The organism is Taibaiella helva (assembly GCF_003545695.1).
GTDB classification, from domain to species: domain Bacteria; phylum Bacteroidota; class Bacteroidia; order Chitinophagales; family Chitinophagaceae; genus Taibaiella; species Taibaiella helva.
The window spans coordinates 50,062-72,121 of the sequence record NZ_QUZZ01000008.1; the positions used below are offsets into that span (position 1 = coordinate 50,062).

A 22,060-nucleotide genomic window follows, 5' to 3' on the forward strand; every position below is an offset into this window, starting at 1 on the left:
CTCTCCGGAAGGATAAAAAGGGGATCGGTTAGTGATGCGTTAATGCCCGGTAAGTGCTAACTTACTCTTTTTTAATCAAAATGAACGTTCATTCATTTTTTTGCTTAATATTGTTACATGGACAAAAAGCAGGCCATTCTCAAAAGTGTCTTGAAGCTGGTCAACCGCGAAGGATTCTACCACCTGAACATGAAAAAGATAGCGCAGGAAGCCGGCGTTGCCGCAGGCACCATTTACCTCTACTTTAAAGGTAAGGAGGACCTGATCAATGCGTTGTACGGAATGATCGTCAATGAATTTAACCTGAAAGTGCTGGAAGGTTACGATGACGGCAAGCCGGTACAGGCCAATTTTTTCAGGATGATCGATCTCGCCATTGATTTTTACCTGGGAGAGCCAGACAACTTCAGCTTTATCGAACAATATACTTATGCCCCCTTCCTGTTCAAGGAGAACCAGGATGAAAATTTTACCCTGTTGCTGCCCATTTATAAAATGATGCGGGAGGGGAAAAAACAGGGTGTTATCAGGAACATTCCCGACGCTGTTTTGTTAGCTCTGATCCACGGACCGATGAACACCATCATTAAGCTGCATCTGGCGCACAAAACGGACCTGAACAAGAAGGGCGCCAAGCAGAAGTTCCATGAAGCGGTGTGGCAGGCTATCAGTGTATGATATACGAGCCAGGATTTAAGAATCAAGAACCAGGTATCAAGTACCAAATTTCAAAAATTTAAATTCCAAGTTTCAGAATCCAAATTCCAGAAGCAAAATTCTAAAATTCAAATGCCCAATACTTGAGACATCATACACTAATACCCAATACGAACATCTGTCATCTAATATCTAATTTCTAATAGCTAACCTCCAAATGAATCGGATCATTAAAAAAGTAGCTGTGCTGGGGTCCGGGGTAATGGGCAGCCGTATCGCCTGCCATTTCGCCAATATAGGACTGGAAGTGCTGCTGCTGGACATTGTGCCCAAGGATGCGCCCGAGGGCGACAGCAAAGCCCGCAACAAGATCGTGAACGACGCGCTGGCCTTCGCGCTCAAATCCAATCCTTCTCCTATCTACAGCAAGTCTTTCGCCGGCCGGATCAGCACCGGTAACTTCGACGACGATCTGCCCCGTATTAAAGATTGCGACTGGGTGATCGAAGTGGTGATCGAAAGGCTGGACATCAAGAAGCAGGTGTTTGCCAATGTAGAGCAATACCGGAAGCCCGGTTCGCTCATCACCTCCAATACTTCCGGCATTCCTATACACCTGATGGCCGAAGGTCGCAGCGAAGACTTCCGGAAACATTTCTGCGGTACACACTTTTTCAACCCGCCGCGTTACCTCAGGCTGCTCGAGATCATTCCTACTGCCGATACGGAAAAGGAAGTGGTGGATTTCCTGATGCACTACGGCGAAAAATTCCTGGGCAAGACCACTGTACAGGCTAAGGATACACCCGCCTTTATCGGTAACCGTATTGGTGTGTTTAGCATGATGAGCCTGCTGCAGTATGTGGAGAAGACCGGTATGACAGTGGAAGAGGTGGACAAGCTTACCGGACCTGTGGTGGGCCGGCCCAAGTCGGCGACCTTCCGCACTGCCGATGTGGTGGGAATAGACACCCTGGCCCTGGTGGCCAGCAGCCTGGTAGAAAATGTACCCGGTGATGAAGCGAAGGATATGCTGAAAGTGCCCGACTTCGTCAATAAGATGATCGCCAACAAATGGCTGGGCAGCAAAACAGAGCAGGGCTTTTTTAAAAAGGTAAAAGGAGAGGATGGCAAAAGCGAGATCCATGCCCTGGACCTGAAGACGCTCGAGTATAAGCCTTCGCAGAAAGTGAAGTTTGCAGCCCTGGAAGCGACGAAGCCGGTGGACGACCTGCGGCAGCGGCTGCGGATGTTGATCGCTGCCAGGGATAAGGCCGGTGATTTTTACCGCGCTACCTTATTCCCGCTGTTTGCCTATTCAAGCCATCGTATCCCGGAGATCTCCGACGAGCTGTATAAGATCGATGATGCGATCAAAGCCGGCTATGGCTGGGAGCTTGGTCCTTTCGATACCTGGGATGCCCTGGGCGTGGAAGCCACGCTGAAGGCGATGGAAGAAGCCGGCAACAAGCCTGCCCAATGGGTATACGATATGCTGTCTGCCGGTAACAGTACCTTCTACAAGGTTGAAAACGGTCATCGGCTGTATTATGATATTCCTTCCAGATCCTATAAGATCATTCCCGGAACCGAAGAGTTTATCCTGCTGGAAAATATAAGCGAGAGCAAGACCTTGTGGAAGAATAGCGGCACCACGCTCACCGACATTGGCGATGGTATTCTGAACCTTGAGTTCCATACCAAGATGAACAGCATCGGGGGAGAAGTGCTGGAAGGCATCAACAAGGCCATCGACCTGGCCGAGAAAGAATACAAAGGCCTCGTGATCTCCAACGAGGGCGCCAATTTCAGCGCCGGCGCCAATGTAGGCATGATCTTTATGATGGCCGTAGAGCAGGAGTATGATGAGCTCGACTTTGCCATACGCCAGTTCCAGAACACGATGATGCGCATCCGCTATTCTGCCATACCGGTTGTGGTAGCGCCGCACAATATGGCCCTGGGCGGCGGCTGCGAAATGTGCCTGCATGCTGATAAGGTGGTAGCGCATGCCGAAGCATACATCGGCCTCGTCGAATTCGGTGTGGGATTGATTCCCGGAGGCGGCGGCTCCAAGGAGTTTGCCGTACGGCTGTCCGATTCCCTGCACGAAGGCGATGTAGCCCTCAATGCTTACCGCGATCGCTTCCTTACCATAGGCCAGGCAAAAGTATCTACCTCGGCAGAAGAAGCCTTTGAGCTGGGCTACCTGCGCCGTGGTACCGATAAAGTGGTGATCTCGCGCAACCGCCTGCTGGCCGAAGCTAAAGCCGAATGCCTGGACCTGGCCAATGCCGGCTATGTGCAACCGGCGCACCGGAAAGACATCAAAGTGCTGGGCAAGCAGGCCCTGGGCCTGGCCTACCTGGGCGCTAATTCTATGCTCACGGGCAACTACATCAGCGAACACGATGTCAAGATCTCGCAGAAGCTGGGCTATGTGCTGGCCGGCGGCGACTTGTCGCAGCCTACCGAAGTCAACGAACAGTATCTGCTCGACCTGGAACGCGAAGCCTTCCTCAGCCTCACTACTGAGAAGAAGACCCTGGAGCGTATCCAGTCGATATTGACCGGAGGTAAAGTATTACGTAACTAAAAAACGCTGCGCCTTTGCGCCTTTGCGAGAAAAAATAAAAATTCAAATGAACGCATATATCGTAACCGGTTTCAGAACAGCAGTGGGCAAAGCGCCCCGGGGCGGCTTCCGTTTCACCCGTCCCGATGTGCTGGCGACAGATGTGATCAAACACCTGATGGCGTCGGTACCCCAGGTCAATGCCGAACAGGTGGATGACCTTATCGTGGGCAATGCCATGCCGGAAGCCGAACAGGGCCTCAACTTTGCCCGTTTTGTCTCTTTAATGAGCTTCGATACCGATAAAATATCGGCAATGACCGTAAACCGCTACTGCGCCTCGGGACTGGAAACCATTGCCATCGCTGCGGCCAAGATCCACAGCGGACTGGCGCACTGCATCATCGCCGGCGGTTCTGAAAGTATGAGCCTTATCCCCATGGGTGGCTGGCGCGTGGTGCCCGACCCGGATACTGCGCTGGCGCATCCCGATTATTACTGGAACATGGGCCTTACCGCCGAGCAGGTAGCCAAAGAATACAAAGTAAGCCGCGAAGACCAGGACCAGTTTGCTCTGCATTCGCATGAGAAAGCCCTGAAAGCCATAACAGAAGGCCGCTTTAAAGAGCAGATCGTACCGGTGACTGTGAAGGAAACCTACATCGGCGCCAATTGCGGTAAGAAAAAGACCCGCGAGTACGTGGTCGATACCGACGAAGGGCCGCGCGCCGATACCTCCGTAGCAGCGCTGGCCAAGCTGAAGCCTGTGTTTGCCGCAGGCGGCAGCGTTACCGCGGGCAACTCTTCGCAAACCAGCGACGGCGCGGCTTTTGTAATGGTAGTGAGCGAACAGTTCCTGAAAGAAAATAACCTTACTCCTGTAGCGCGTATGGTAAGCTATGCCTCTGCCGGCGTGCCGCCCCGCATCATGGGTATCGGGCCGATAGAAGCCATTCCCAAGGCCCTGAAGCTGGCCGGTATGAAGAAAGATGATATCGATCTTATCGAACTGAATGAAGCTTTCGCTTCACAGTCGCTGGCCGTGATCAGGGAGCTGGGTCTGAACCCGGATATCGTCAACGTCAATGGTGGAGCGATAGCTTTAGGCCATCCTTTGGGCTGTACCGGGGCCAAGCTTACAGTGCAGGTATTGGACGAGCTCAAACGCCGTGAGCAGAAATACGGCATGGTGACTATGTGTGTCGGTACAGGGCAGGGTGCTGCGGGTATATTTGAAAGGCTGTAACCACCACAAAGAGACAAAGGATGCGCCAAGAAACGCAAAGACAGTATTGACTATATGATGTCTGAAAACGAATTGTCTCATAAAGTTATTGGCCTGGCCTTAGCAGTTCATACAGCGCTCGGACCTGGACTCCTGGAAAGTGCATATAAGGCTTGTTTGTTTTATAAGTTACAGCAGTCCGACCTGTATGTTGAAGTTGAAAAGCCTATGCCTTTGGTTTTCGAAGAGGTTAGGTTGGATTGCGGATACAGGATAGACTTGTTAATAGAGAATAAGCTGTTGGTAGAACTAAAAAGTGTCGATGCATTGCATGATGTGCACTTGGCTCAGACATTAACTTATCTGAAGCTTGTTAACTACAAGCTCGGTTTATTAATCAATTTTAATGTTGCACGACTTAAAGAAGGTATCAAGCGTATTGTTAATGGCTTATGAGCGCTATACTTTGTGTTCTTCGCGCCATTCTTTGCCTCTTTGCGGTTAATAGAAAACGAATAATCTAAATCATAAAATTATCCATATCATGTCTGATACGATTAAGCTTGCTTCTGCAATCAAAGGCGGCGAATTCCTGATCAAGGATACTAAAGCCGAAGATATCTTTATTCCCGAAGACTGGAACGAAGAACAAAAGATGATCGCGGAAATGTGTCGCGATTTTCTCAAACAAAATGTCGATCCCAACCTCAACCGCATCGACGAGCAGGAAGAGGGCCTTATGCCTTCCCTGCTGGACAAGGCCGGCGAGCTGGGGCTGCTGGGGATGAGCGTGCCGGAAGAATATAACGGCGTAGGTAAGGACTTTGTGACCTCCATGCTGACTACCGAAGTATTGGGCGCCGGACATTCTTTTGCGGTGGCCCTTTCGGCCCATACCGGCATCGGCACTTTGCCCATCCTTTACTATGGCAATGAAGAGCAGAAGAAAAAGTACGTGAGCAAGCTGGCCACCGGCGAATGGAAAGGCTGCTATTGCCTTACAGAGCCAGGCGCAGGATCGGATGCGAATTCGGGCAAGACCAAAGCCACACTTTCCGCCGACGGCAAGCACTATATCCTCAACGGTCAGAAGATGTGGATTACCAACGGCGGCTTCGCCGATATTTTCACCGTATTTGCCAAGATCGATGATGACAAAAACCTGAGCGCATTTATTGTAGAGAAAAGTTTTGAAGGCATATCGCTGAATCCCGAAGAACATAAAATGGGTATCAAAGGCAGCTCTACCCGCCAGGTATTCTTCAACGACTGTAAGGTGCCGGTAGAAAACCTGCTGTCCACACGGGAGAACGGCTTCAAGATCGCAGTGAATATCCTGAACCTGGGCCGTATCAAGCTGGGCGGTGCAGCGCTGGGCGCTTCCAAGGAAGTGATCAGCAAAGCAGTTAATTATGCCGGGGAACGCGAGCAGTTTGGCCGTCCCATCTCCAAGTACGGCGCCATTAAATACAAGCTGGCCGAGCAGGCGATCCGTACATACGCTTCTGAAGCTGCGGTGTACCGCGCCAGCCAGAATATCGAGGACGCGACCAATGCTTATATCGCCGGCGGTATGGATGCCGCGCAGGCCAAGCTGAAGGGCACGGAGCAATTTGCTATAGAGGCGGCGATCATCAAGGTGCATGCTTCCGAGGTACTGGACTATGTGACCGATGAGGGCGTGCAGATCTATGGCGGTATGGGCTATAGCGCCGAAGCGCCGATGGACCGCTCTTACCGCGATGCCCGCATCAACCGTATCTTTGAGGGTACCAACGAGATCAACCGCATGCTTTCTGTCGACATGATGCTGAAGCGCGCCCTGAAGGGAGAGCTGGATCTCATGGGACCGGCACAAAAGGTAGCCGGAGAGCTGATGAGCATACCGGATTTCGGAGTGCAGGAAGAGGGCCTTTTTGCCAGGGAGCATCAATACATATCCGGCTTCAAAAAAGCGATCCTGATGACAGCCGGCGCTGCCGTGCAGAAGCTGATGCAGAGCCTGAGCAAGGAGCAGGAAGTGATCCTGTACCTGGCCGACATGCTGATCGAGCTGTATGTCAGCGAATCAGTGCTGCTGCGCGTGGAGAAGCTTGTCGCCCGTACCGGCGAAGAGGTGGCAAAGGAAAAGATCGCCATAGCTAAGGTTTATCTTTTCGATGCCGCCCAGCGCATACACAGCGCAGGCCGCAATGCGCTGAACGCTTTTGCCGATGGCGACGAGCGCCGGATGATGATGATGGGGCTGAAGCGTTTTACCAAAACGGACGACTTTAATACCACCGAAGCCCGCAGGGCTATTGCTGCCAAGCTGATCGAAGCCAATAAGTATTGCTTTTAACCAATAAAGCAGCGGGAAGGCAGCACCTTCCCGCCGCTCCAGTTTTTCCGAAAGCCCTGTTGCCGGGATACGGATCCACAGGTAATCCATTCAATAACCCAAAACAAAAAAGATGAAAAAGATCTGTACGCTTACCGCTACTGTCCTGCTGGCCTCTTCGATGGCTTTCGGGGGCAGCTTCCAACTTAATCTGCAAGGTATACGGCAAACAGCTATGGGCGGAACAGGTGTGGCCTGGCCCTGGGACGCTTCTACTATCTTCTTCAACCCTGGTGGACTATCCCGGTTGAGCGGTATACAGGCCTATGGCAGCGTCAACATCGTTACGCCCAACGTGAAGTATGTGCAGACGCCAACCGGTGGCTATTCGGCCAGCTCCAATACACATACCACCACACCCTTTGCTGTATATGTAGGCGGCCCTATCAGGAAGGGTAGCAAGATCGGTGTGGGCCTGGGCATTTATACGCCTTTCGGCAACAAGCTCGATTGGGGCAATACCTGGACCGGCCGCTACGTAGTGGAATCGATCAGCCTGCAGAGCTTTTTCTTCCAGCCGACAGTAAGCTATGCCATCAATGATATGATCTCGGTCGGCGCAGGCTTTGTCTACGCCAGGGGTACGGTGGATATTGAAAAAGCGATCCCGGTGCAGGATATCAATGGCAACGACGGACAAGCCAAATTAAAGGGCAACGCCAACGGATTTGGCTTTAATGTCGGTGTACAGATCAAAGCGACGGAAGACCTCCAGTTCGGTGTTTCCTACCGTTCCAAAGTGAAAATGGATGTCAATGGCGGAGATGCTACCTTTACAGTGCCCGCGAGTCTGGCCGGTAACTTTCCCAATACCACTTTCGATTCCAAGCTGCCTTTGCCCGAGATCCTTACCGTAGGCCTGGGTTATAAATTCACCAGCGACTTGATGGTACAGGCCGACGTGGTGCTTGCTGGCTGGAAAACCTATGATTCGCTGAGCTTCGATTTTGCGGAAAATAAATCAGTGCAGGACACCCACGATCCCCGCTCTTATAAAAATACCGTGGCCTTCAGGCTGGGTGCGCATTACCAGATCGATAACCAGTTTGCGATCATGGCCGGTGGCGCCTACGATCCCACGCCTACACGCGATAACCTGCTGTCGCCCGATGCCGTAGACGGCAACAGGCTTACTTTGTCCTGCGGCGCTACCTACCAGCCCCTGCCAAGGCTCAGCATTATGGCGGCGCTGAATTATACGACTACGCCCAAACGAAATACTTCCTATGATCCCGCAGGAATGCAGGGCGCTTACCAGGTGAAAAGCCTGCTGCCCGCTATCGGCGTATCCTATACTTTTTAACCGCTAATCCAACCAAAGATGAAAAAGTCATATCTTCTTATAGCAGCCTCAGCTGCACTGCTGACCTTCTCCTGCAAATCCAAGATTGATCCTGAGATGCCTTCGGCGGGCCAGGCCGATTTCTCCACTTATGTGGCGATCGGGAACTCGCTCACTGCAGGCTTTGCCGACGGTTCGCTATACCGCAGCGGGCAGGAAAATTCCTATCCCAATATGCTGGCCGGCCAGTTTAAGCTGGTTGGCGGCGGCGACTTCAGGCAGCCCCTGCTGCCCGGCGAATCGGGCTGGCCCATAGCACCGGCAGCAGGTCGCTTTCCCAAGCGGGTACTGGATATCGTGGTGGATTGCAAAGGAGTGGCCTCGCTGGGTCCCAAGCTGTATTCAGGTCTGCCCGATACTGCAGGCAGTGCTGTCAATATCGCTGCCGGAGGTCCCTACAATAACGTAGGCATTCCCGGTATCCGTTGCATCGACTACGATGTAGCAGGTTACGGTATGGCTAATCCCTATGCCGGCCGTTTCTTTTCCAGTCCCATGCAACGCCCGCTTGAAGCGGCATTACAACCGGTGCCCACCTTCTTTACTATGTGGCTGGGTAGCAACGATGTGCTGGGCTATGCCACAGCCGGCGGAGAAGGGGCTAACGGCGGTATAGGCCTGAGCGATATTTCGCCCCTGCCTGTGTTTACGGCCACCTACAACAAAGTAGTTGAAAGTCTGGTCAACAGCGGCAGGAGTCCGAAAGGCGCACTGATCAATATTCCCGACGTAACCGCGATCCCTTATTTCACCACTATCAATCCTAAAGGACTGGTGCTGGATGCTACGCAGGCAGCGCAGCTGAGCGCATTGTATGCCCCGTTGGGTATCTCTTTTACAGAAGGTCCTAATTATTTCATCATCGAAGATTCTACGGCTCCCGGCTTGCGTCGCCAGATAAAGCCGGGTGAATACATCCTGATCACGACACCGGGTGATTCGCTGAAGTGCGGCGGTTGGGGTAGCGCGAAGCCCATTCCCGAACGATTTGTGCTGGACGCTGCTGAAGTGAATAATGTAAAGGTGGCTACTGCTGCTTTCAACCAGGTGATTGCCGACAATGCCAACCGTCATGGCCTGGCCCTGGTCGATGCCAACACTTACCTGAAGAGCCTTCAGTCGGGCATTACCTGGAACGGCGTGACCTATACACCGGCATTTGTGACCGGCGGGGCGTTCTCGCTGGATGGTATTCATCTGACCCCGCGTGGCTATGCGCTGGTGGCGAACGAGATCATCAGGATGATCAACCAGACCTACCAGGCATCGATCCCGAATGTGGATGTCAACAAATATGGCGGTGTCCGTTTTCCGTAAACCGATAGAAACCCCGGGGAGCCACTATACCGGCTCCCCTGCTTTAAATATGGATAAATTCTTTTTGGAAGCGAAAGTATTATGGGCCCAGGTGGATGCCAATATGCATCTGCGCCACAGTGCCTATGCCGACTTTGCCGCGCAGGCAAGGCTGGAGATGCTGGAGCGGCTGGGCATGGACATCAAAGTAATGCAGGAGGTTAAGATAGGACCGATCTTGTTCCGAGAGGAAACTGTCTACCTGCGGGAAGTCTTGCTGGGCCATAGTGTCAGCGTGACCTGCTTGCTCAGCAAGTGCAGGGAAGATGGCTCCCGCTGGTCATTTCTGCAGGAGATCATCCGTAACGATGGAGTACTGGCTGCAAGGGTACAGGTGGACGGCGCCTGGATCGATACCTTGAAGCGAAAGCTGACGGCACCGCCTGAGGCCTTCCGGGAACGCTTCCTGAAGGAGTTGCCCCGCACCGGCGATTTTGTACTGGAACCCGTACCCGATAAAACCGCACAGCAAGGATGAACCGCTTACAACAACAGGTAGCGAAAGCGCGGCATTCCGCTTTTCAGCTATGGCTGCTCAACATGGGCCTGCTGCGTACCGTGCCCTTCAATAAGCCGCATGGCCTGAAGGTGACACGCATCGGCGACGACAGCCTGACGATCACAGCCCGGAATGTGCGCTCCAACCGCAACCATATTAAAGGGATTCATGCCTGCCTGCTGGCTACTTTATGTGAATACGTTTCGGGATTAAGCTTGCTGCTGAAGCTCGATCCCGCTGCTTACCGGATCATACTGAAGAACATTCACATGACTTATCACTACCAGGCGAAGAAAGATGTGTCGGTGACGTTCAGCCTCCCGGAAAGCGATTTTGCGCGGGATGTGCTGCAGCCGCTGGAGCTGGCAGAGGTAATCTTTAAAGAATTCCCGGTAGAGGTGTACGACACGGAAGGTAACCATATCTGTACCGGGCTGATCAACTGGCAGATCAAATCCTGGAAGCATGTGAGGACCAAAACAGATTAAGTAAAACGCTTTTATTCACGTATAAAATGGAGCTTTATGTTTAGAAAAATAATCTTGCTGTCGGCGCTGCTGCTGGGCGTGCTGCTATTCGGAGCCAAAGCCACCTATGCCCAGAAAGACAGGGTGGAAGGCTTTTGGCTGAACCAGGAAAAAGAAGCGAAGATCGAGATCTATAAAGCGAAGAACGGAAAGTTTTATGGTAAGATCGTATGGCTGAAAGAGCCCAATAAGGACGGTAAGCCTAAAACAGATGTCAATAATCCCAAGGAAAGCCTGCGTTCGCAGCCGATCATAGGGTTGCTGATCCTGAAAGCCTTCAATAAGGACGGGGAGAAGACCTACGAAGATGGTACGATCTACGATCCCAAGAACGGGAAGACCTACAGCTGCAAAATTACCTATGAAAACGACAACCAGTTGTCGATACGTGGTTATGTGGGCATCTCGATGCTGGGGCGCACAACCACCTGGACCCGGAGTCCTAACTAATAACTGTAAACTATTTTCTTATTTATCTAATTGAACCGATTATGGCGACCACAGCCGAGTTTGAAGCCGCAGTGGCGGCCAGCAAAAACTTACCTGAAAAGCCGGATAACGATACGCTGCTGCAGCTGTACGGCTTGTATAAGCAAGCCACTGCCGGCGATGCTCCGGAGAAAAAAGATTTCGGTACCTTCGACTTTGTAGCCAGGGCCAAACATGAGGCCTGGGCGGCACAACTGGGTCTGGACAAGGAGGCAGCAATGCAGCGATATGTCGACCTGGTGAGCCGGCTGGCAAAAAAATAACAGCCCAGCCCGGCCGGTGCAATAATGCCCCGGCGAAGAAAATGACAACATATATGGCAATAAGGATAAGCGGCACTGGAAGCTATATTCCGGAACGGATCATCGGCGAAGATGAATTTTTACAGCACCAGTTCTACGACGCATCGCATCGCCTAATTGAAGCCGACCCTGCTGAAATCATCCGCAAGTTCAGGGCCATTACCGGTATAGAAGAGCGGCGCTACGTGCGGCCCGATCAGCAGTCTTCCGACATTGCCACACTGGCTGCGCAGGAAGCGGTCGCGGATGCCGGCATAGATCCCGAAACACTGGATGGCATCATTATTGCCCATAACTATGGCAATATACCGTATGGGCAAAGACAATCGGATACTGTGCCGTCCCTGGCCGCAAGAGTAAAGCACAATCTCAGGATAAAGAATGCCGCTTGTGTGGCTTTCGACGTGCTGTTCGGTTGTCCCGGATGGATACAAGGGATGATCATTGCCAGCCAGTTCCTCAAAACCGGTGCCGCAAAGCGATACATGGTGATCGGTTCCGAGACCTTGTCGCGGGTGCTGGATCCGCACGACCGCGATTCCATGATCTACGCCGACGGCGCCGGTGCTGCAATCATAGAGCGGGGCGAAGGCGACGCCGGTATCTTAGGTATGGCCAGCCGCTCGTATACCTATGATGAGGTCTACTATCTCGATTTCGATACTTCGCTGAAACCCGGCGTAACGCCCGATACAAGGTATATCAGAATGCAGGGAAGGAAGATCTACGAATTTGCGCTCGGGCAGGTGCCGCTGGCGATGAAGGCCTGTATGGACGAATCGGGCGTTGCTATCGATGAAGTGAAAAAGGTATTCCTTCACCAGGCCAATGAGAAGATGGACGAGGCGATCATTAAACGCTTTTTTGCACTTTGCGGAAAAGATACTGTTCCCGAGCATGTGATGCCTATGAGCATTCATAAGCTGGGCAACAGCTCAGTCGCTACGGTACCCACATTGCTCGACCTGGTCCGTAAGGGAAAGCTGCCGGAGCATCAGCTGCATCCGGGCGATGTGATCCTGCTGGCCTCCGTAGGCGCGGGCATGCACATCAATGCCTTTGCTTACCGGGTGTAATACCCCCGTGGCAAGCTTCTTAAATCCTTATAATCTCTAAGATCTTATGTCCCTTTTCCAAAATAGAACCTTCCTGATCACCGGCGGGAGCCGGGGCATCGGGAAAGCGATTGCGCTGAAGCTGGCAGCTGCCGGCGCTAACATTACTATCGCTGCCAAATCGGTAGAAGAAAATCCCAAGCTGGGCGGAACCATCTTTTCCGCCGCGGAAGAGATCGAAAAGGCCGGCGGCAAAGCCTTGCCCGTACCTTGTGATATCCGTAACGAAGAAATGATACAGGATGCTGTAGCCCAGACGGTATCGGTATTCGGCGGCATAGATGGCGTAATCAATAATGCTTCGGCGATATCGCTTACCAATACCGAAGACACGGAAAGCAAGCGCTTCGACCTGATGCACGATATTAATGTGCGGGGCACTTTCCTGGTAACCAAACATTGTCTTCCGTACCTGCTGCGTTCCAGGAATGCCCATATCCTTACTTTATCGCCGCCGGTAGACCTGCAGCCCAGGTGGTTGGGCGCACACATTGCCTATACGCTGAGCAAATACAACATGACCATGATGGCCATGGGTTGGGCCGAAGAATTTAAGCAAGATGGTATCTCCTCCAATTCGCTATGGCCGGTTACAACTATTGCCACGGCGGCCGTGAACAATCTGCTGGGAGGTGAATACCTGATGCAAAGAAGCCGTAAACCCGATATCCTTGCTGATGCAGTATTCTATATCCTGCAGCAGGGCCCGGGCAAGCTCTCCGGCAGGCAGCTGCTTGATGAGACCATACTGAAAGAAGCGGGTATAACCGACTTCGATACCTATGCCGTCAATCCCGGTGGCAGCCTGCAAAAGGACCTTTTCCTGTAACGCTTGCTGCTTTAGTGAAAAAGGGTACATTTACACCCTCAAATCAATAATCATGTCGGTACACAGTGAAATAAAACGCGTAACGACCCACACGTTACAGAAAATGAAAGAGCGTGGAGAAAAGATCTCCATGCTGACCGCCTACGACTACTCGTTCACCAAAATATTCGATGAAGCAGGTATCGATATCCTGCTGATCGGTGATTCGGCCTCCAATGTAATTGCCGGTCATGAAACCACCTTGCCCATTACGCTTGACCAGATGATCTTCCTCGCATCGAGTGTTGTACGGGCAGCCCGGCGCTGCTTCGTGATCTGCGATCTGCCCTTCGGTACTTACCAGGGAAACAGCAAAGAAGCGCTGAATTCTTCTATCCGTATTATGAAGGAATCGGGAGCGCATGCTGTGAAGCTGGAAGGCGGCGCTGAAGTGTGCGAGTCTATTGCCCGCATCGTATCGGCCGGTATCCCGGTTATGGGGCACCTTGGTCTTACCCCGCAATCCATCTACCAGTTCGGTACCTACAGTGTGCGGGCCAAGGAAGAAGCGGAAGCTGAGCTGCTGATCCGTAACGCGCATGCGGTACAGGAAGCCGGCGCCTTTTCGCTGGTGCTGGAAAAGATACCCGCGGCACTGGGCAAGCGTGTGGCCGAGGAGCTGAAAATACCGGTGATCGGCATTGGCGCAGGGATGCATGTCGATGGGCAAGTACTGGTGATGCACGACATGCTGGGCATTACCAAAGATTTTTCGCCGCGTTTCCTCAGGCGCTACCTGAACTTGTACGATGAGATCAAAGCCGCAGCAGGCCAGTATATCGCCGATGTGAAGAGCAAAGACTTTCCCAACGAGCAGGAACAATATTAAAATGAAACAGGTCCGCACGCATCTCCGCTGCGGACCTGTTTGTTTAGCTTGCCTGGTCTAGCCGTGATATACCCTGGAAGCGATGATACCGCCATCGCTGACCTCCAGCACTTCGGCAATCCGCATATCCTCCTCTCCCGGTACCTGCCTGATGTATTCCATAAATACCCTGTCTTCGTTGGCAGTAAGCGAAGTGACTTCATAATGCAGGCCAGGGAGTCGTTCAAAAGCATCCTGCCACCAGGCACGCAAGGCGGCTTTACCTTTGATCAAGCCTTCAGTCTCCGGTTGCCGCTGCTTTAGCTTGGGGCTGTAGTGCTGCGCTTCTTCATCATATAGTGCCAGCAATTGCTCCAGCGCATGCGTGTTGAACGCAGCGAACCATTGCCGGGCAATATGCTCATGTTGCAAAGCCTTAGTCATTTTTTTTTGAGCGCAAAGCTATCCGTTAAAATCCATTTTACCTTTTGTGTTATCACTTTTTTCAGATACCCAATCCACGGCGACATCGATATCCAGCTTATCAAAGCCCCTGAATTCACCAGGCATCAATGCGCTGAATACCTGGGTGAAATGCTGGACGCCGGAAGAGTCGGTGATAATAGCGGCCCGGTTCCATTGCGTAAGGTGCTTGATGCCCAGCAGCACATCCTGCATCCAGGCACCGAAAGTGAATTCCTTCAGCGGTGTATCGAGGATCAGCAGGTAATTCAGTTTGCCGGTCTTTTTAATCAGCCGTTCTACTTCGGGCATCACTACCTGCTCAAAATCCTCCCGGGTCACATTGCCCGTTGCCCTGAAGTCTACTACATTCGACGGCAGATTCATCAATCGCTCTATCATAGAATATGTTGTGTTTCGAGTATATTATCCTCAAACAATCGAATAGATCAATTGTTTGAAATTAAGATATGACAGGACGGTAGTAATGCTATTCACCACTGTCCTGTCCCTGTCGCCAAACACCATTCTTTCAACATAAAAAGGAAAGTTATGAACATCGCACAGCTAGCCGGCGCCCTGTGTATGGTGTTACTGGGAAGTAATGCTAAGTCTTATGCACAAACTCCGGTCAATTTCTACGACCAGCCCTACAAAGAGCGTAATAACGGTACATTCGACCGTGGTACCCAGATACTGACCTTCGGCTATGGCCTGGGCAATACTTCCGGAACAGGCTATCTCAATGTCAACCTCGAAGAAAAGATCAGCCATACCAATATCGGTCCTATATACCTTAAGTACGAATACGGCCTGGCCGATGCTATAGGCCTGGGCGTCTATGGCGCTTACGCCTATGCGAAAGACCAGATGAACAAGGCAGCGCCCAAAGATTACCGTACCAACGCATTGAGCTTCGGGGTCAATGGCTTTTACCACTTTAATAAGCTGATCGAGGTGGAGCATCTCGATTGCTATGCTGGCATTGGCCTCGGCTTTAAAACGGTGAGCGTAAAGTCGCAGCCCAGCGACGGCACCGGTACGGAAACGAAGGTGAGCGACAATACCGGTGTGTTCTCGCTCAGGCTGGGCGCCCGTTACTATATCGTCAAGGGCTTTGGCGCTTACTTTGAGTTCGGACCTGATAAGATGAGCGCGCTCAATGTGGGCCTTTCATATAAGTGGTAGCGGCTATTGCTCGTAAAATTCAATGGGCAGTTGGTCAGGGTCGGCGATAAAGGTAAAACGTCTGCCCGTAAGGGCATCGGTACGTACCGGTTCTGCTGTTATTCCTTGCTCTTCGAGCAGCGCTACGGTATGCTCCAGGTCTGTTACCGCAAAGGCCAGGTGCCGCAGTCCCGCGGCTTCGGGCCGGCTGGCCCTGGGCGGCGGATCGGGAAAGGAGAACAGCTCCAGCACATAAAGGCCGTTGAGCGCCAGGTCCAGCTTATAAGATTGCCTTTCGGCGCGATAGGTTTCATTAAGGACCATAAGACCCAGTATCCGGGTATAGAAATGCTTCGACCGTTCGTAGTCCGAACAAATGAGCGCGATATGATGAATACCTTTGAGGGGGAGCATAAATTTTATTGATTATCTGCATATAGGAAACAAATACGCATTACCGGTCATTATGGTTGACCTGGTTGTTGGTGAAAACACCAACAACGGCGGGTACTTCAAGATAACAGGCGCTTGTTTCCTTCATGCGGACATCCAGGTAATCTTTATTTCCAGAACAATATATTGACACCGGCCTGTAGCACATCGCTGCGTATCATAAAATACGTGTTGCCCGAGGTGAAGTAGGCGCCTGTATTATACTGGACGTAAATATCGAACTTTTGTGCCAGTATAACACCTGCCCGGACAGGAAAGCTTGCCCATAGCGGACTGAGCTTAACTTTCTCCTCCCTGGGATATATGGTGTTGTAGGCATACACCGGCTCGTTTTTGTAAGCCGAGAAATTCATGGCAACACCCACGCCGGCATTGACTTTCAGCTTATCGGTATTATAAATATTAAAGAGCACCTGTGGCGACAGGGAAAGCGAGTATTGGGAAAAATGATGGGAGGAGATTTTGCCGCTGGCCTCCGGGTGGGTAATGCCCATCTTCGCCGCGGTAAGGCTAAGGTCGGCACGGAAAATAATACGCTTGATACGGCTCTTGTTAAAAAGGTCCATCCCCGCCGATAGCTTGGGCATATAAGAGGTCTTTGTGGAAGAACCGTCGGCAAAAAAATAGCCGTTCTTATATACCCCATGACAACGGCTGATGCCAAGACCCGCATAAAAGAAAAGCTTCAGCTTTTGTTCCTTCGCTGTTTTCCCATTAAGCATGTCGATGATCGCGCTGAGCGAGGCCGGAGTATACTCGGCGGTACTCAGCTTCCGGAGCAGCTTTTGCCGTGTAGCTTGCGGTGCTGTTGCCGTAAAGGCCTGCAACTGGTTGCGGAAAAGATTATTGGTAATGACACGGGGCGGCTCATGATAATCGTAATACCTTTGATAGGTTAGCTCCGTGTAAATATTCTTCTCTATGTTCAGCACATAGTACCGGGTCTTGACGGCATCGGTATATCCATACAAAGCAAAGGAAGGGCCGGTCCTGAGCTGCTGGAGAAATACAGTGGCCGTCCTGGAGCTCTTTTCGGGTGGCCCGGTCTGCATGCCCGCTTCTACACGCACGCGCTTGTCCATACTGATCGTCACTAATGCCCTGCGGTAATAAGCTATACCATCCACTTCAAAAGCACTGATATCATCTGCGCCGTAAGTAAGCGCCGCTGCCCCTTCCTGCGCGCGGAAGCGGATGTGCTCGGGGTTCAGCTCCCATTCCCGGTAGTCGATCCAGCCGTTCCCCACGCTGCCGTCGCTGCGGGTAACAGAGCCTTTCAGAAAATGGGACTGGGCTTGTGTGTTGAGGCCGAGGCCCAGTAATACGAGTAATAGCAGATAGGGTGGTGTTTGTTTCATGTGCTAAAAATAATCAATGGGATCTAAATGTCAATAGGGTATCGGGATATACCGGAAAGATGGTATGCGGTAAAGAGCCGTTTATCACAAGCGCGGGCCGGTATTTTTAAATATCTTTATGCAGATACTCTAATACTTTTTCAATTGCTCCGAATCTGTTCACCAAAGCTGAAAAGAACAAGCGGTGAGTGGTCGCCTGTTAATTTAATGCCTCATGAGCTTTCACCTGCTGTTGAAGAACCTGTTTTGCGTTATACTGCTGTTTCTCCCGACGATGGCATCGCTGGCGCAACCGGATGTGACCCATTACGATTGCAGCCGCCAGAAGCGCCTGGATGCCACCCGCGGCAAGGAAAAGCCCATGGTCGCCGACGCGCGCGAGGAGGGCTATGACCTCCGCTATATAAAGCTTGACCTGGCGCTCGACAACCTTAGCCCGCAGCTGAGCGGCAGCGCCTATACAAGGGCTGTGGTGGGCGATGCACCGATGCAGCATTATGTGTTCGAGCTGTCGGAGGGTTATACCGTCGACTCGCTGCGGCTCAACGGGGTGCTGCTACCGGTAAGCACTACCGGTACTGTACGCGAAGTCACACTGCCCACGGCATTGCCTGCCGGGGCCGCATTGGAGGTGCAGGTGTATTATCGGGGACAACCGGCTGCCGGGGCAGGTTTTTTTTCTGCCGGTATACGAACAGAAGTCTCCCCGGAATGGAAGCAATCCATTACCTATACCTTAAGCGAACCTTACTTTGCCAGCGACTGGTGGCCGGTGAAGCAATCGCTGCAGGATAAGATCGATTCTTCAGATGTATGGATCACTGTACCCTCCGGTCTGAGGGCCGGGAGCAACGGCTTGCTGGAACAGGTGACCCCGCTGCCCGGTGGCCGTTCGCGCTTTGAATGGAAGAGCCGTTATCCTATCGATTACTATCTGATCTCGATGGCGGTGGGGCCTTACGACGAATACGCGTACTACATGCATTTTGAGAACAGCAACGACTCAATGCTGGTACAGAATTATATTTACAACGATACAGCGGCCTTTACGCAATACAAGCCGGGCATGGATGCAACGGCAGATATGGTCAGTTACTTTTCAAGCTTGTTCGGCCGCTATCCTTTCTGGAAAGAAAAATATGGTCATTGCACCACGCCGCTGGGCGGTGGGATGGAACACCAGACTATGACCACCCTGAACAATTTCAATACCTCCCTGGTAGCGCATGAGCTGGGACACCAATGGTTCGGCGATCATGTGACCTGCGCTTCCTGGGCCGATATATGGCTTAATGAGGGCATGGCCACCTATCTTGATTATCTCTACCGGTCGCATAGCGAGGGAGAGGCCTCCGGCGCTGCGATCATGAGCGGGCTGCACGATCAGGCCAGGAGCGTACCGGAGGGCTCGGTGTACTGCGCCGATACGACAACGACCGGTCGTATCTTCAGCTACCAGCTCAGCTATGCCAAAGGTGCTGTGATCGCCCATACGCTACGGTATATTTTTGATAACGATACCTTGTTCTTCAGTATGATGAAGCATTACCAGGATCAGTACGCTTACCGGACTGCGGGCACAGAGCAATTCAAATCGGTGGCCGCCGCCTTCCTGGGCCGCACCCTGGACACTTTTTTTGCGCAATGGATATACGGGCAGGGCTTCCCGGTGTACCAGGTGCGGTGGAACCAAACCGGCGGCCAGGTATTCGTGCACCTGGAACAATCCGGCTCTGCGCCGGCTTCCGTGCCTTTGTTTCGTACAAGGCTGCCCATAAGGCTTTACAGCGCGGCGGGAGATACGGTAGTTCATGTTGATAACCGTAACGCTGAAGAGACTTTTGCTTTTGCCTGGGACCGGCCTGTAGACAGTATTGCGCTCGATCCCGGCCATCATGTATTGCTGCGTACCGACAGCACTCGCCGCGATCATTCGCTGCTGTCCGTACAGGGTTCTGATACCACGTTATTCCTGGTTTATCCCAATCCTTCGGCCAGCTCCTGGCTGGTGGAAGGTATGCCGGCAAACTGCAGCCTGGCATTGTTCGACATATTGGGTCGACGCCTGTGGCAGGGTAGTAACGGCAGGAGTAATACGGCACACATTAATGGCCAGATCCTCCCCAAAGGAATTTATTTCCTGCGGGTAACGGACAAGCAGCGCACAGATAAGGTACTCCGCCTGGTAAAGGGATATTAAGACAAGCGCCGGGACATGCGTCAGCATGCGCTATGGGCTTCCCGGTCCGGTAGCCTGCGCTCATTTTTTTACACATTGTTTTTAATAATATTTCAAATTCATAAAAAACTATTGCCTGATACCGCTTAATTTGCATCTTTTCCCTTCTTCCCCAAATGGATAAAGATTACGAGTTAAAGTATCATCAGCAGGAGCACGGTAATTGGTGGTTTGTGAGCAGAAGACGTTTGATCGTTGCCTTCCTGGAAAAATACCACATAGCCAAAGATGCCCGCATTATAGATATAGGCTGCTCCGGAGGTGAGCTCCTGGCGGATCTTATGCAGCTGGGATATGATAATCTTTATGCGCTTGACTATAGTGAAGAGGCAATCAGGATTTGCCGGGAGAAGGGTATCAGCAATGCCTATGTTATGGACGGACACAATCCGGAATTTCCCGAGGGGCATTTTGACCTGATCATTGCGTCCGACTCGCTGGAACATCTGAAAGATGATCAGCTGGCCCTGGCCAACTGGAGCCGGATACTGAAGCCCGGCGGCCTGCTCTTCGTTTTTGTGCCGGCCTTCATGTTCCTGTGGTCGCATCATGATGATATCAACTACCATTACAGAAGATATACCCGCAAAGAACTGAAAACAAAGCTGCGGCAATCCGGCCTGGATATTGTGCAAAGTGGCTATTGGAACACGGCTGTTTTCCTGCCTACCCTGGCTGTAAGGATGCTGGAAAAGATAACAGGACGAAACAAAAAGGCGGCAGAGAAAAGCGATGCCATCGTTGTTATGCCCGAGGCGCTGAACCGGCTGATGATAAATGTGATCAGCGTTGAGAATTTCTTCTGTAAAAACGGTTTGCTTCCGGTCGGTGTAAGCACCTTTGCGATTGCACGCAAATAAAGTTCGACTTCCCCCGTATGGTACAAGGTAGCTTCCGGTCTGATGTGATGTCCTGCGGCGGGCTCCCTTATTGTCGGACGCCGGTAAAAGTATAATGGGTCAGCTTTTCACCGGCAACTACCGAAGCTCCCTCATCTGTCCAGAATTCTATGGTCACCTGGTCGCCGTTAAAGAAGCCGGATGAGCCTTCACTGCGGATATACCGGTTATTGCCCATGAATGACCGGTCCTTTATGGTGAACACCCTTGGATCCTGGGCATTCAGCTGCAGTACCAGGTCGGGAGCCATGCTCAGCTGCCCGATCTCTGGCCCTGCCTGCATTTGCCATTGGGTAATGGATTCCTGTTTATCATCCATTAGCGACGTACCCCGGTATAGTCCGAAAAACCGTGCCCGTTCGGGCGTGTGACAGTCGGGGTATTGCCAGTAAGGGGGGCAGGTTGTCTTGGTGCAGGAGCCGGCAGCCACTGCCAGCAGGAGCAGGAAACCGATAGCAGGAAATCGTTTCATGGGGAGGCTTAGGTTTTACTCTTAATGAATATGATTTTAAACGTATGATGGTCTGATAAAATTATAGACGACATAAAAAAGCCCGCTGTTGGTTCAGCAGGCTTGGGAAATTTTTTTATAAGCGGAGGATTCTTTTCCTGAACTACTCCCCGTCATCAGGCTTGGCGCCGGGAAGCCTTTTCTTGAGAAAGGTGATCTGCCCGCGATGATTGGATTCATGCTCGCATACATGGAACCATTTCCAGTAAGTATTGACCGGTTGTCCGGGCTTTGACCATACCGGGTCTTTAGCCAGCAGCCATGCATCATCCCTTTTCCTGAATTCTTCCAGCGTATGCGTCCTTACCGAGCCAATGAGGTCAAGGTAGTATTGCGCGTCTTTTCCCTTGATTGTTGTCCGGCCTTCCTTGCCGAGGGACATGCCGGCATGCCATAGCTTGTGCTCTTCTGCGTTAAATTCCTGCCGGCCTTCGAAGGTATTGATCTGGTAATATTTTTCTACGGCGCCCAGGTGCATCACCAGCGCGCCAATGGTATTGGCATGACCGTCGTGCAGGTAATCCAGCTGTTCCTGCGTCAATGATTTGATTGACTTGATAATGGTATCCCGGTTATAGTTGAGCATCGATACCAGCGTGCCGATCTGCGGTGTATAGCCTTTTAAAGGGCCGATCGTCAGCAAACCCTCCTCCTGCTCTTCGGGTAGTGCGGCAAGGGTACGGTTTCCCAGCCGACCGAAGAGCGTAAGGCCAAGGGTGAGCGCAGCCGAGGTTTTGAGAAAATTTCTGCGACCGGATGGATGGTGTGTGGTCATAATGGGTGTTTTAGATGTGCGGCTAAGGTAAGGCATTCCCATGTTCAGAAATT

Annotated in this window: 23 protein-coding genes; 17 read left to right on the plus strand and 6 right to left on the minus strand. The window is 51.9% G+C overall.

The features are described 5' to 3' along the window. The first annotated feature begins 117 nt into the window (after positions 1-117). The 14 genes from DZC79_RS13605 to panB all read left to right on the plus strand — a co-directional run bounded on the left by DZC79_RS13605 (position 118) and on the right by panB (position 14,164). Complete coding sequence (locus DZC79_RS13605; protein ID WP_118952146.1) at positions 118-678, plus strand: TetR/AcrR family transcriptional regulator; 561 nt, start codon at positions 118-120, stop codon at positions 676-678. Positions 679-874: 196 nt separating this feature from the next. Next, the gene (locus DZC79_RS13610) at positions 875-3,253 is read left to right on the plus strand and encodes a 3-hydroxyacyl-CoA dehydrogenase/enoyl-CoA hydratase family protein (protein ID WP_118952147.1); all 2,379 of its coding nucleotides are present in this window, start codon (positions 875-877) and stop codon (positions 3,251-3,253) included. Positions 3,254-3,299: 46 nt separating this feature from the next. Continuing rightward, positions 3,300-4,478: an acetyl-CoA C-acyltransferase gene (locus tag DZC79_RS13615; RefSeq protein ID WP_118952148.1), complete on the plus strand. Its 1,179-nt coding sequence runs from the start codon at positions 3,300-3,302 to the stop codon at positions 4,476-4,478. 54 nt (positions 4,479-4,532) lie between these two features. Then, entirely contained in the window at positions 4,533-4,913 is a 381-nt protein-coding gene (locus DZC79_RS13620; protein ID WP_232831829.1) for a GxxExxY protein, read from the plus strand. A gap of 88 nt (positions 4,914-5,001) precedes the next feature. Beyond that, a complete protein-coding gene (locus DZC79_RS13625) occupies positions 5,002-6,798 on the plus strand; it encodes an acyl-CoA dehydrogenase family protein (protein ID WP_118952149.1) in 1,797 nt (598 codons plus the stop codon). 112 nt (positions 6,799-6,910) lie between these two features. Beyond that, positions 6,911-8,140 carry an OmpP1/FadL family transporter gene (locus DZC79_RS13630; protein WP_118952150.1) on the plus strand — a complete coding sequence of 410 codons (1,230 nt, stop codon included), beginning with the start codon at positions 6,911-6,913 and terminating at the stop codon, positions 8,138-8,140. An 18-nt stretch (positions 8,141-8,158) separates the two neighbouring features. Beyond that, on the plus strand, positions 8,159-9,496 hold the full coding sequence (locus DZC79_RS13635) for an SGNH/GDSL hydrolase family protein (protein WP_118952151.1): 1,338 nt from the start codon (positions 8,159-8,161) through the stop codon (positions 9,494-9,496). 49 nt (positions 9,497-9,545) lie between these two features. After that, the gene (locus DZC79_RS13640) at positions 9,546-10,013 is read left to right on the plus strand and encodes an acyl-CoA thioesterase (protein WP_118952152.1); all 468 of its coding nucleotides are present in this window, start codon (positions 9,546-9,548) and stop codon (positions 10,011-10,013) included. Next, a complete protein-coding gene (locus DZC79_RS13645; RefSeq protein ID WP_118952153.1) occupies positions 10,010-10,522 on the plus strand; it encodes a DUF4442 domain-containing protein in 513 nt (170 codons plus the stop codon). The genes DZC79_RS13640 and DZC79_RS13645 overlap by 4 nt, the downstream gene beginning before the upstream one ends. A 36-nt stretch (positions 10,523-10,558) precedes the next feature. Then, complete coding sequence (locus DZC79_RS13650) at positions 10,559-11,011, plus strand: DUF2147 domain-containing protein (RefSeq protein WP_198666892.1); 453 nt, start codon at positions 10,559-10,561, stop codon at positions 11,009-11,011. A 41-nt stretch (positions 11,012-11,052) separates the two neighbouring features. Further along, positions 11,053-11,313: an acyl-CoA-binding protein gene (locus DZC79_RS13655; RefSeq protein WP_118952154.1), complete on the plus strand. Its 261-nt coding sequence runs from the start codon at positions 11,053-11,055 to the stop codon at positions 11,311-11,313. 53 nt (positions 11,314-11,366) lie between these two features. Continuing rightward, entirely contained in the window at positions 11,367-12,428 is a 1,062-nt protein-coding gene (locus tag DZC79_RS13660; protein ID WP_118952155.1) for a 3-oxoacyl-ACP synthase III family protein, read from the plus strand. Positions 12,429-12,474: 46 nt separating this feature from the next. Continuing rightward, positions 12,475-13,296: an SDR family oxidoreductase gene (locus tag DZC79_RS13665; protein ID WP_118952156.1), complete on the plus strand. Its 822-nt coding sequence runs from the start codon at positions 12,475-12,477 to the stop codon at positions 13,294-13,296. 52 nt (positions 13,297-13,348) lie between these two features. Further along, a complete protein-coding gene (gene panB / locus DZC79_RS13670) occupies positions 13,349-14,164 on the plus strand; it encodes a 3-methyl-2-oxobutanoate hydroxymethyltransferase (protein WP_118952157.1) in 816 nt (271 codons plus the stop codon). Between the two features lie 57 nt (positions 14,165-14,221). Here panB and DZC79_RS13675 read toward each other — a convergent pair whose 3' ends face one another. Next, a complete protein-coding gene (locus DZC79_RS13675; protein WP_118952158.1) occupies positions 14,222-14,587 on the minus strand; it encodes a nuclear transport factor 2 family protein in 366 nt (121 codons plus the stop codon). Positions 14,588-14,605: 18 nt separating this feature from the next. Continuing rightward, complete coding sequence (locus DZC79_RS13680; protein ID WP_118952159.1) at positions 14,606-15,007, minus strand: SpoIIAA family protein; 402 nt, start codon at positions 15,005-15,007, stop codon at positions 14,606-14,608. 150 nt (positions 15,008-15,157) lie between these two features. Here DZC79_RS13680 and DZC79_RS13685 point away from each other — a divergent pair, with 150 nt between their 5' ends. After that, entirely contained in the window at positions 15,158-15,793 is a 636-nt protein-coding gene (locus tag DZC79_RS13685) for a hypothetical protein (RefSeq protein ID WP_118952160.1), read from the plus strand. Between the two features lie 3 nt (positions 15,794-15,796). Here the strand turns inward: DZC79_RS13685 and gloA2 are convergent, their stop codons facing one another. Next, complete coding sequence (gloA2, locus tag DZC79_RS13690; protein ID WP_118952161.1) at positions 15,797-16,186, minus strand: SMU1112c/YaeR family gloxylase I-like metalloprotein; 390 nt, start codon at positions 16,184-16,186, stop codon at positions 15,797-15,799. 146 nt (positions 16,187-16,332) lie between these two features. Next, complete coding sequence (locus DZC79_RS13695; protein ID WP_118952162.1) at positions 16,333-17,583, minus strand: hypothetical protein; 1,251 nt, start codon at positions 17,581-17,583, stop codon at positions 16,333-16,335. A gap of 214 nt (positions 17,584-17,797) precedes the next feature. On the opposite strand from DZC79_RS13695, the gene DZC79_RS13700 reads away from it, so the two are divergent. Together DZC79_RS13700 and DZC79_RS13705 are read left to right on the plus strand one after the other, a co-directional pair. Then, on the plus strand, positions 17,798-19,783 hold the full coding sequence (locus DZC79_RS13700) for a M1 family aminopeptidase (protein WP_118952163.1): 1,986 nt from the start codon (positions 17,798-17,800) through the stop codon (positions 19,781-19,783). Positions 19,784-19,995: 212 nt separating this feature from the next. After that, entirely contained in the window at positions 19,996-20,682 is a 687-nt protein-coding gene (locus DZC79_RS13705; RefSeq protein WP_157977136.1) for a class I SAM-dependent methyltransferase, read from the plus strand. Between the two features lie 67 nt (positions 20,683-20,749). Here the strand turns inward: DZC79_RS13705 and DZC79_RS13710 are convergent, their stop codons facing one another. After that, entirely contained in the window at positions 20,750-21,193 is a 444-nt protein-coding gene (locus DZC79_RS13710; protein WP_157977137.1) for a hypothetical protein, read from the minus strand. 142 nt (positions 21,194-21,335) lie between these two features. Continuing rightward, positions 21,336-22,007 carry a DinB family protein gene (locus DZC79_RS13715; RefSeq protein ID WP_198666894.1) on the minus strand — a complete coding sequence of 224 codons (672 nt, stop codon included), beginning with the start codon at positions 22,005-22,007 and terminating at the stop codon, positions 21,336-21,338. Between the last annotated feature and the right edge of the window lie 53 nt (positions 22,008-22,060).

Bases quoted from the DNA above. Each gene is read 5' to 3' on its own strand.
- DZC79_RS13715 (WP_198666894.1), bottom strand. From the start codon at position 22,007: ATGACCACACACCATCCATCCGGTCGCAGAAATTTTCTCAAAACCTCG.
- DZC79_RS13630 (WP_118952150.1), top strand. From the start codon at position 6,911: ATGAAAAAGATCTGTACGCTTACCGCTACTGTCCTGCTGGCCTCTTCG.
- DZC79_RS13665 (WP_118952156.1), top strand. From the start codon at position 12,475: ATGTCCCTTTTCCAAAATAGAACCTTCCTGATCACCGGCGGGAGCCGG.
- DZC79_RS13685 (WP_118952160.1), top strand. From the start codon at position 15,158: ATGAACATCGCACAGCTAGCCGGCGCCCTGTGTATGGTGTTACTGGGA.
- DZC79_RS13700 (WP_118952163.1), top strand. From the start codon at position 17,798: ATGAGCTTTCACCTGCTGTTGAAGAACCTGTTTTGCGTTATACTGCTG.
- DZC79_RS13710 (WP_157977137.1), bottom strand. From the start codon at position 21,193: ATGAAACGATTTCCTGCTATCGGTTTCCTGCTCCTGCTGGCAGTGGCT.
- DZC79_RS13625 (WP_118952149.1), top strand. From the start codon at position 5,002: ATGTCTGATACGATTAAGCTTGCTTCTGCAATCAAAGGCGGCGAATTC.
- DZC79_RS13655 (WP_118952154.1), top strand. From the start codon at position 11,053: ATGGCGACCACAGCCGAGTTTGAAGCCGCAGTGGCGGCCAGCAAAAAC.
- DZC79_RS13610 (WP_118952147.1), top strand. From the start codon at position 875: ATGAATCGGATCATTAAAAAAGTAGCTGTGCTGGGGTCCGGGGTAATG.
- DZC79_RS13605 (WP_118952146.1), top strand. From the start codon at position 118: ATGGACAAAAAGCAGGCCATTCTCAAAAGTGTCTTGAAGCTGGTCAAC.
- DZC79_RS13675 (WP_118952158.1), bottom strand. From the start codon at position 14,587: ATGACTAAGGCTTTGCAACATGAGCATATTGCCCGGCAATGGTTCGCT.
- DZC79_RS13615 (WP_118952148.1), top strand. From the start codon at position 3,300: ATGAACGCATATATCGTAACCGGTTTCAGAACAGCAGTGGGCAAAGCG.
- DZC79_RS13620 (WP_232831829.1), top strand. From the start codon at position 4,533: ATGATGTCTGAAAACGAATTGTCTCATAAAGTTATTGGCCTGGCCTTA.
- DZC79_RS13635 (WP_118952151.1), top strand. From the start codon at position 8,159: ATGAAAAAGTCATATCTTCTTATAGCAGCCTCAGCTGCACTGCTGACC.
- DZC79_RS13645 (WP_118952153.1), top strand. From the start codon at position 10,010: ATGAACCGCTTACAACAACAGGTAGCGAAAGCGCGGCATTCCGCTTTT.
- panB (WP_118952157.1), top strand. From the start codon at position 13,349: ATGTCGGTACACAGTGAAATAAAACGCGTAACGACCCACACGTTACAG.
- DZC79_RS13640 (WP_118952152.1), top strand. From the start codon at position 9,546: ATGGATAAATTCTTTTTGGAAGCGAAAGTATTATGGGCCCAGGTGGAT.
- gloA2 (WP_118952161.1), bottom strand. From the start codon at position 16,186: ATGCTCCCCCTCAAAGGTATTCATCATATCGCGCTCATTTGTTCGGAC.
- DZC79_RS13695 (WP_118952162.1), bottom strand. From the start codon at position 17,583: ATGAAACAAACACCACCCTATCTGCTATTACTCGTATTACTGGGCCTC.
- DZC79_RS13680 (WP_118952159.1), bottom strand. From the start codon at position 15,007: ATGATAGAGCGATTGATGAATCTGCCGTCGAATGTAGTAGACTTCAGG.
- DZC79_RS13650 (WP_198666892.1), top strand. From the start codon at position 10,559: ATGTTTAGAAAAATAATCTTGCTGTCGGCGCTGCTGCTGGGCGTGCTG.
- DZC79_RS13660 (WP_118952155.1), top strand. From the start codon at position 11,367: ATGGCAATAAGGATAAGCGGCACTGGAAGCTATATTCCGGAACGGATC.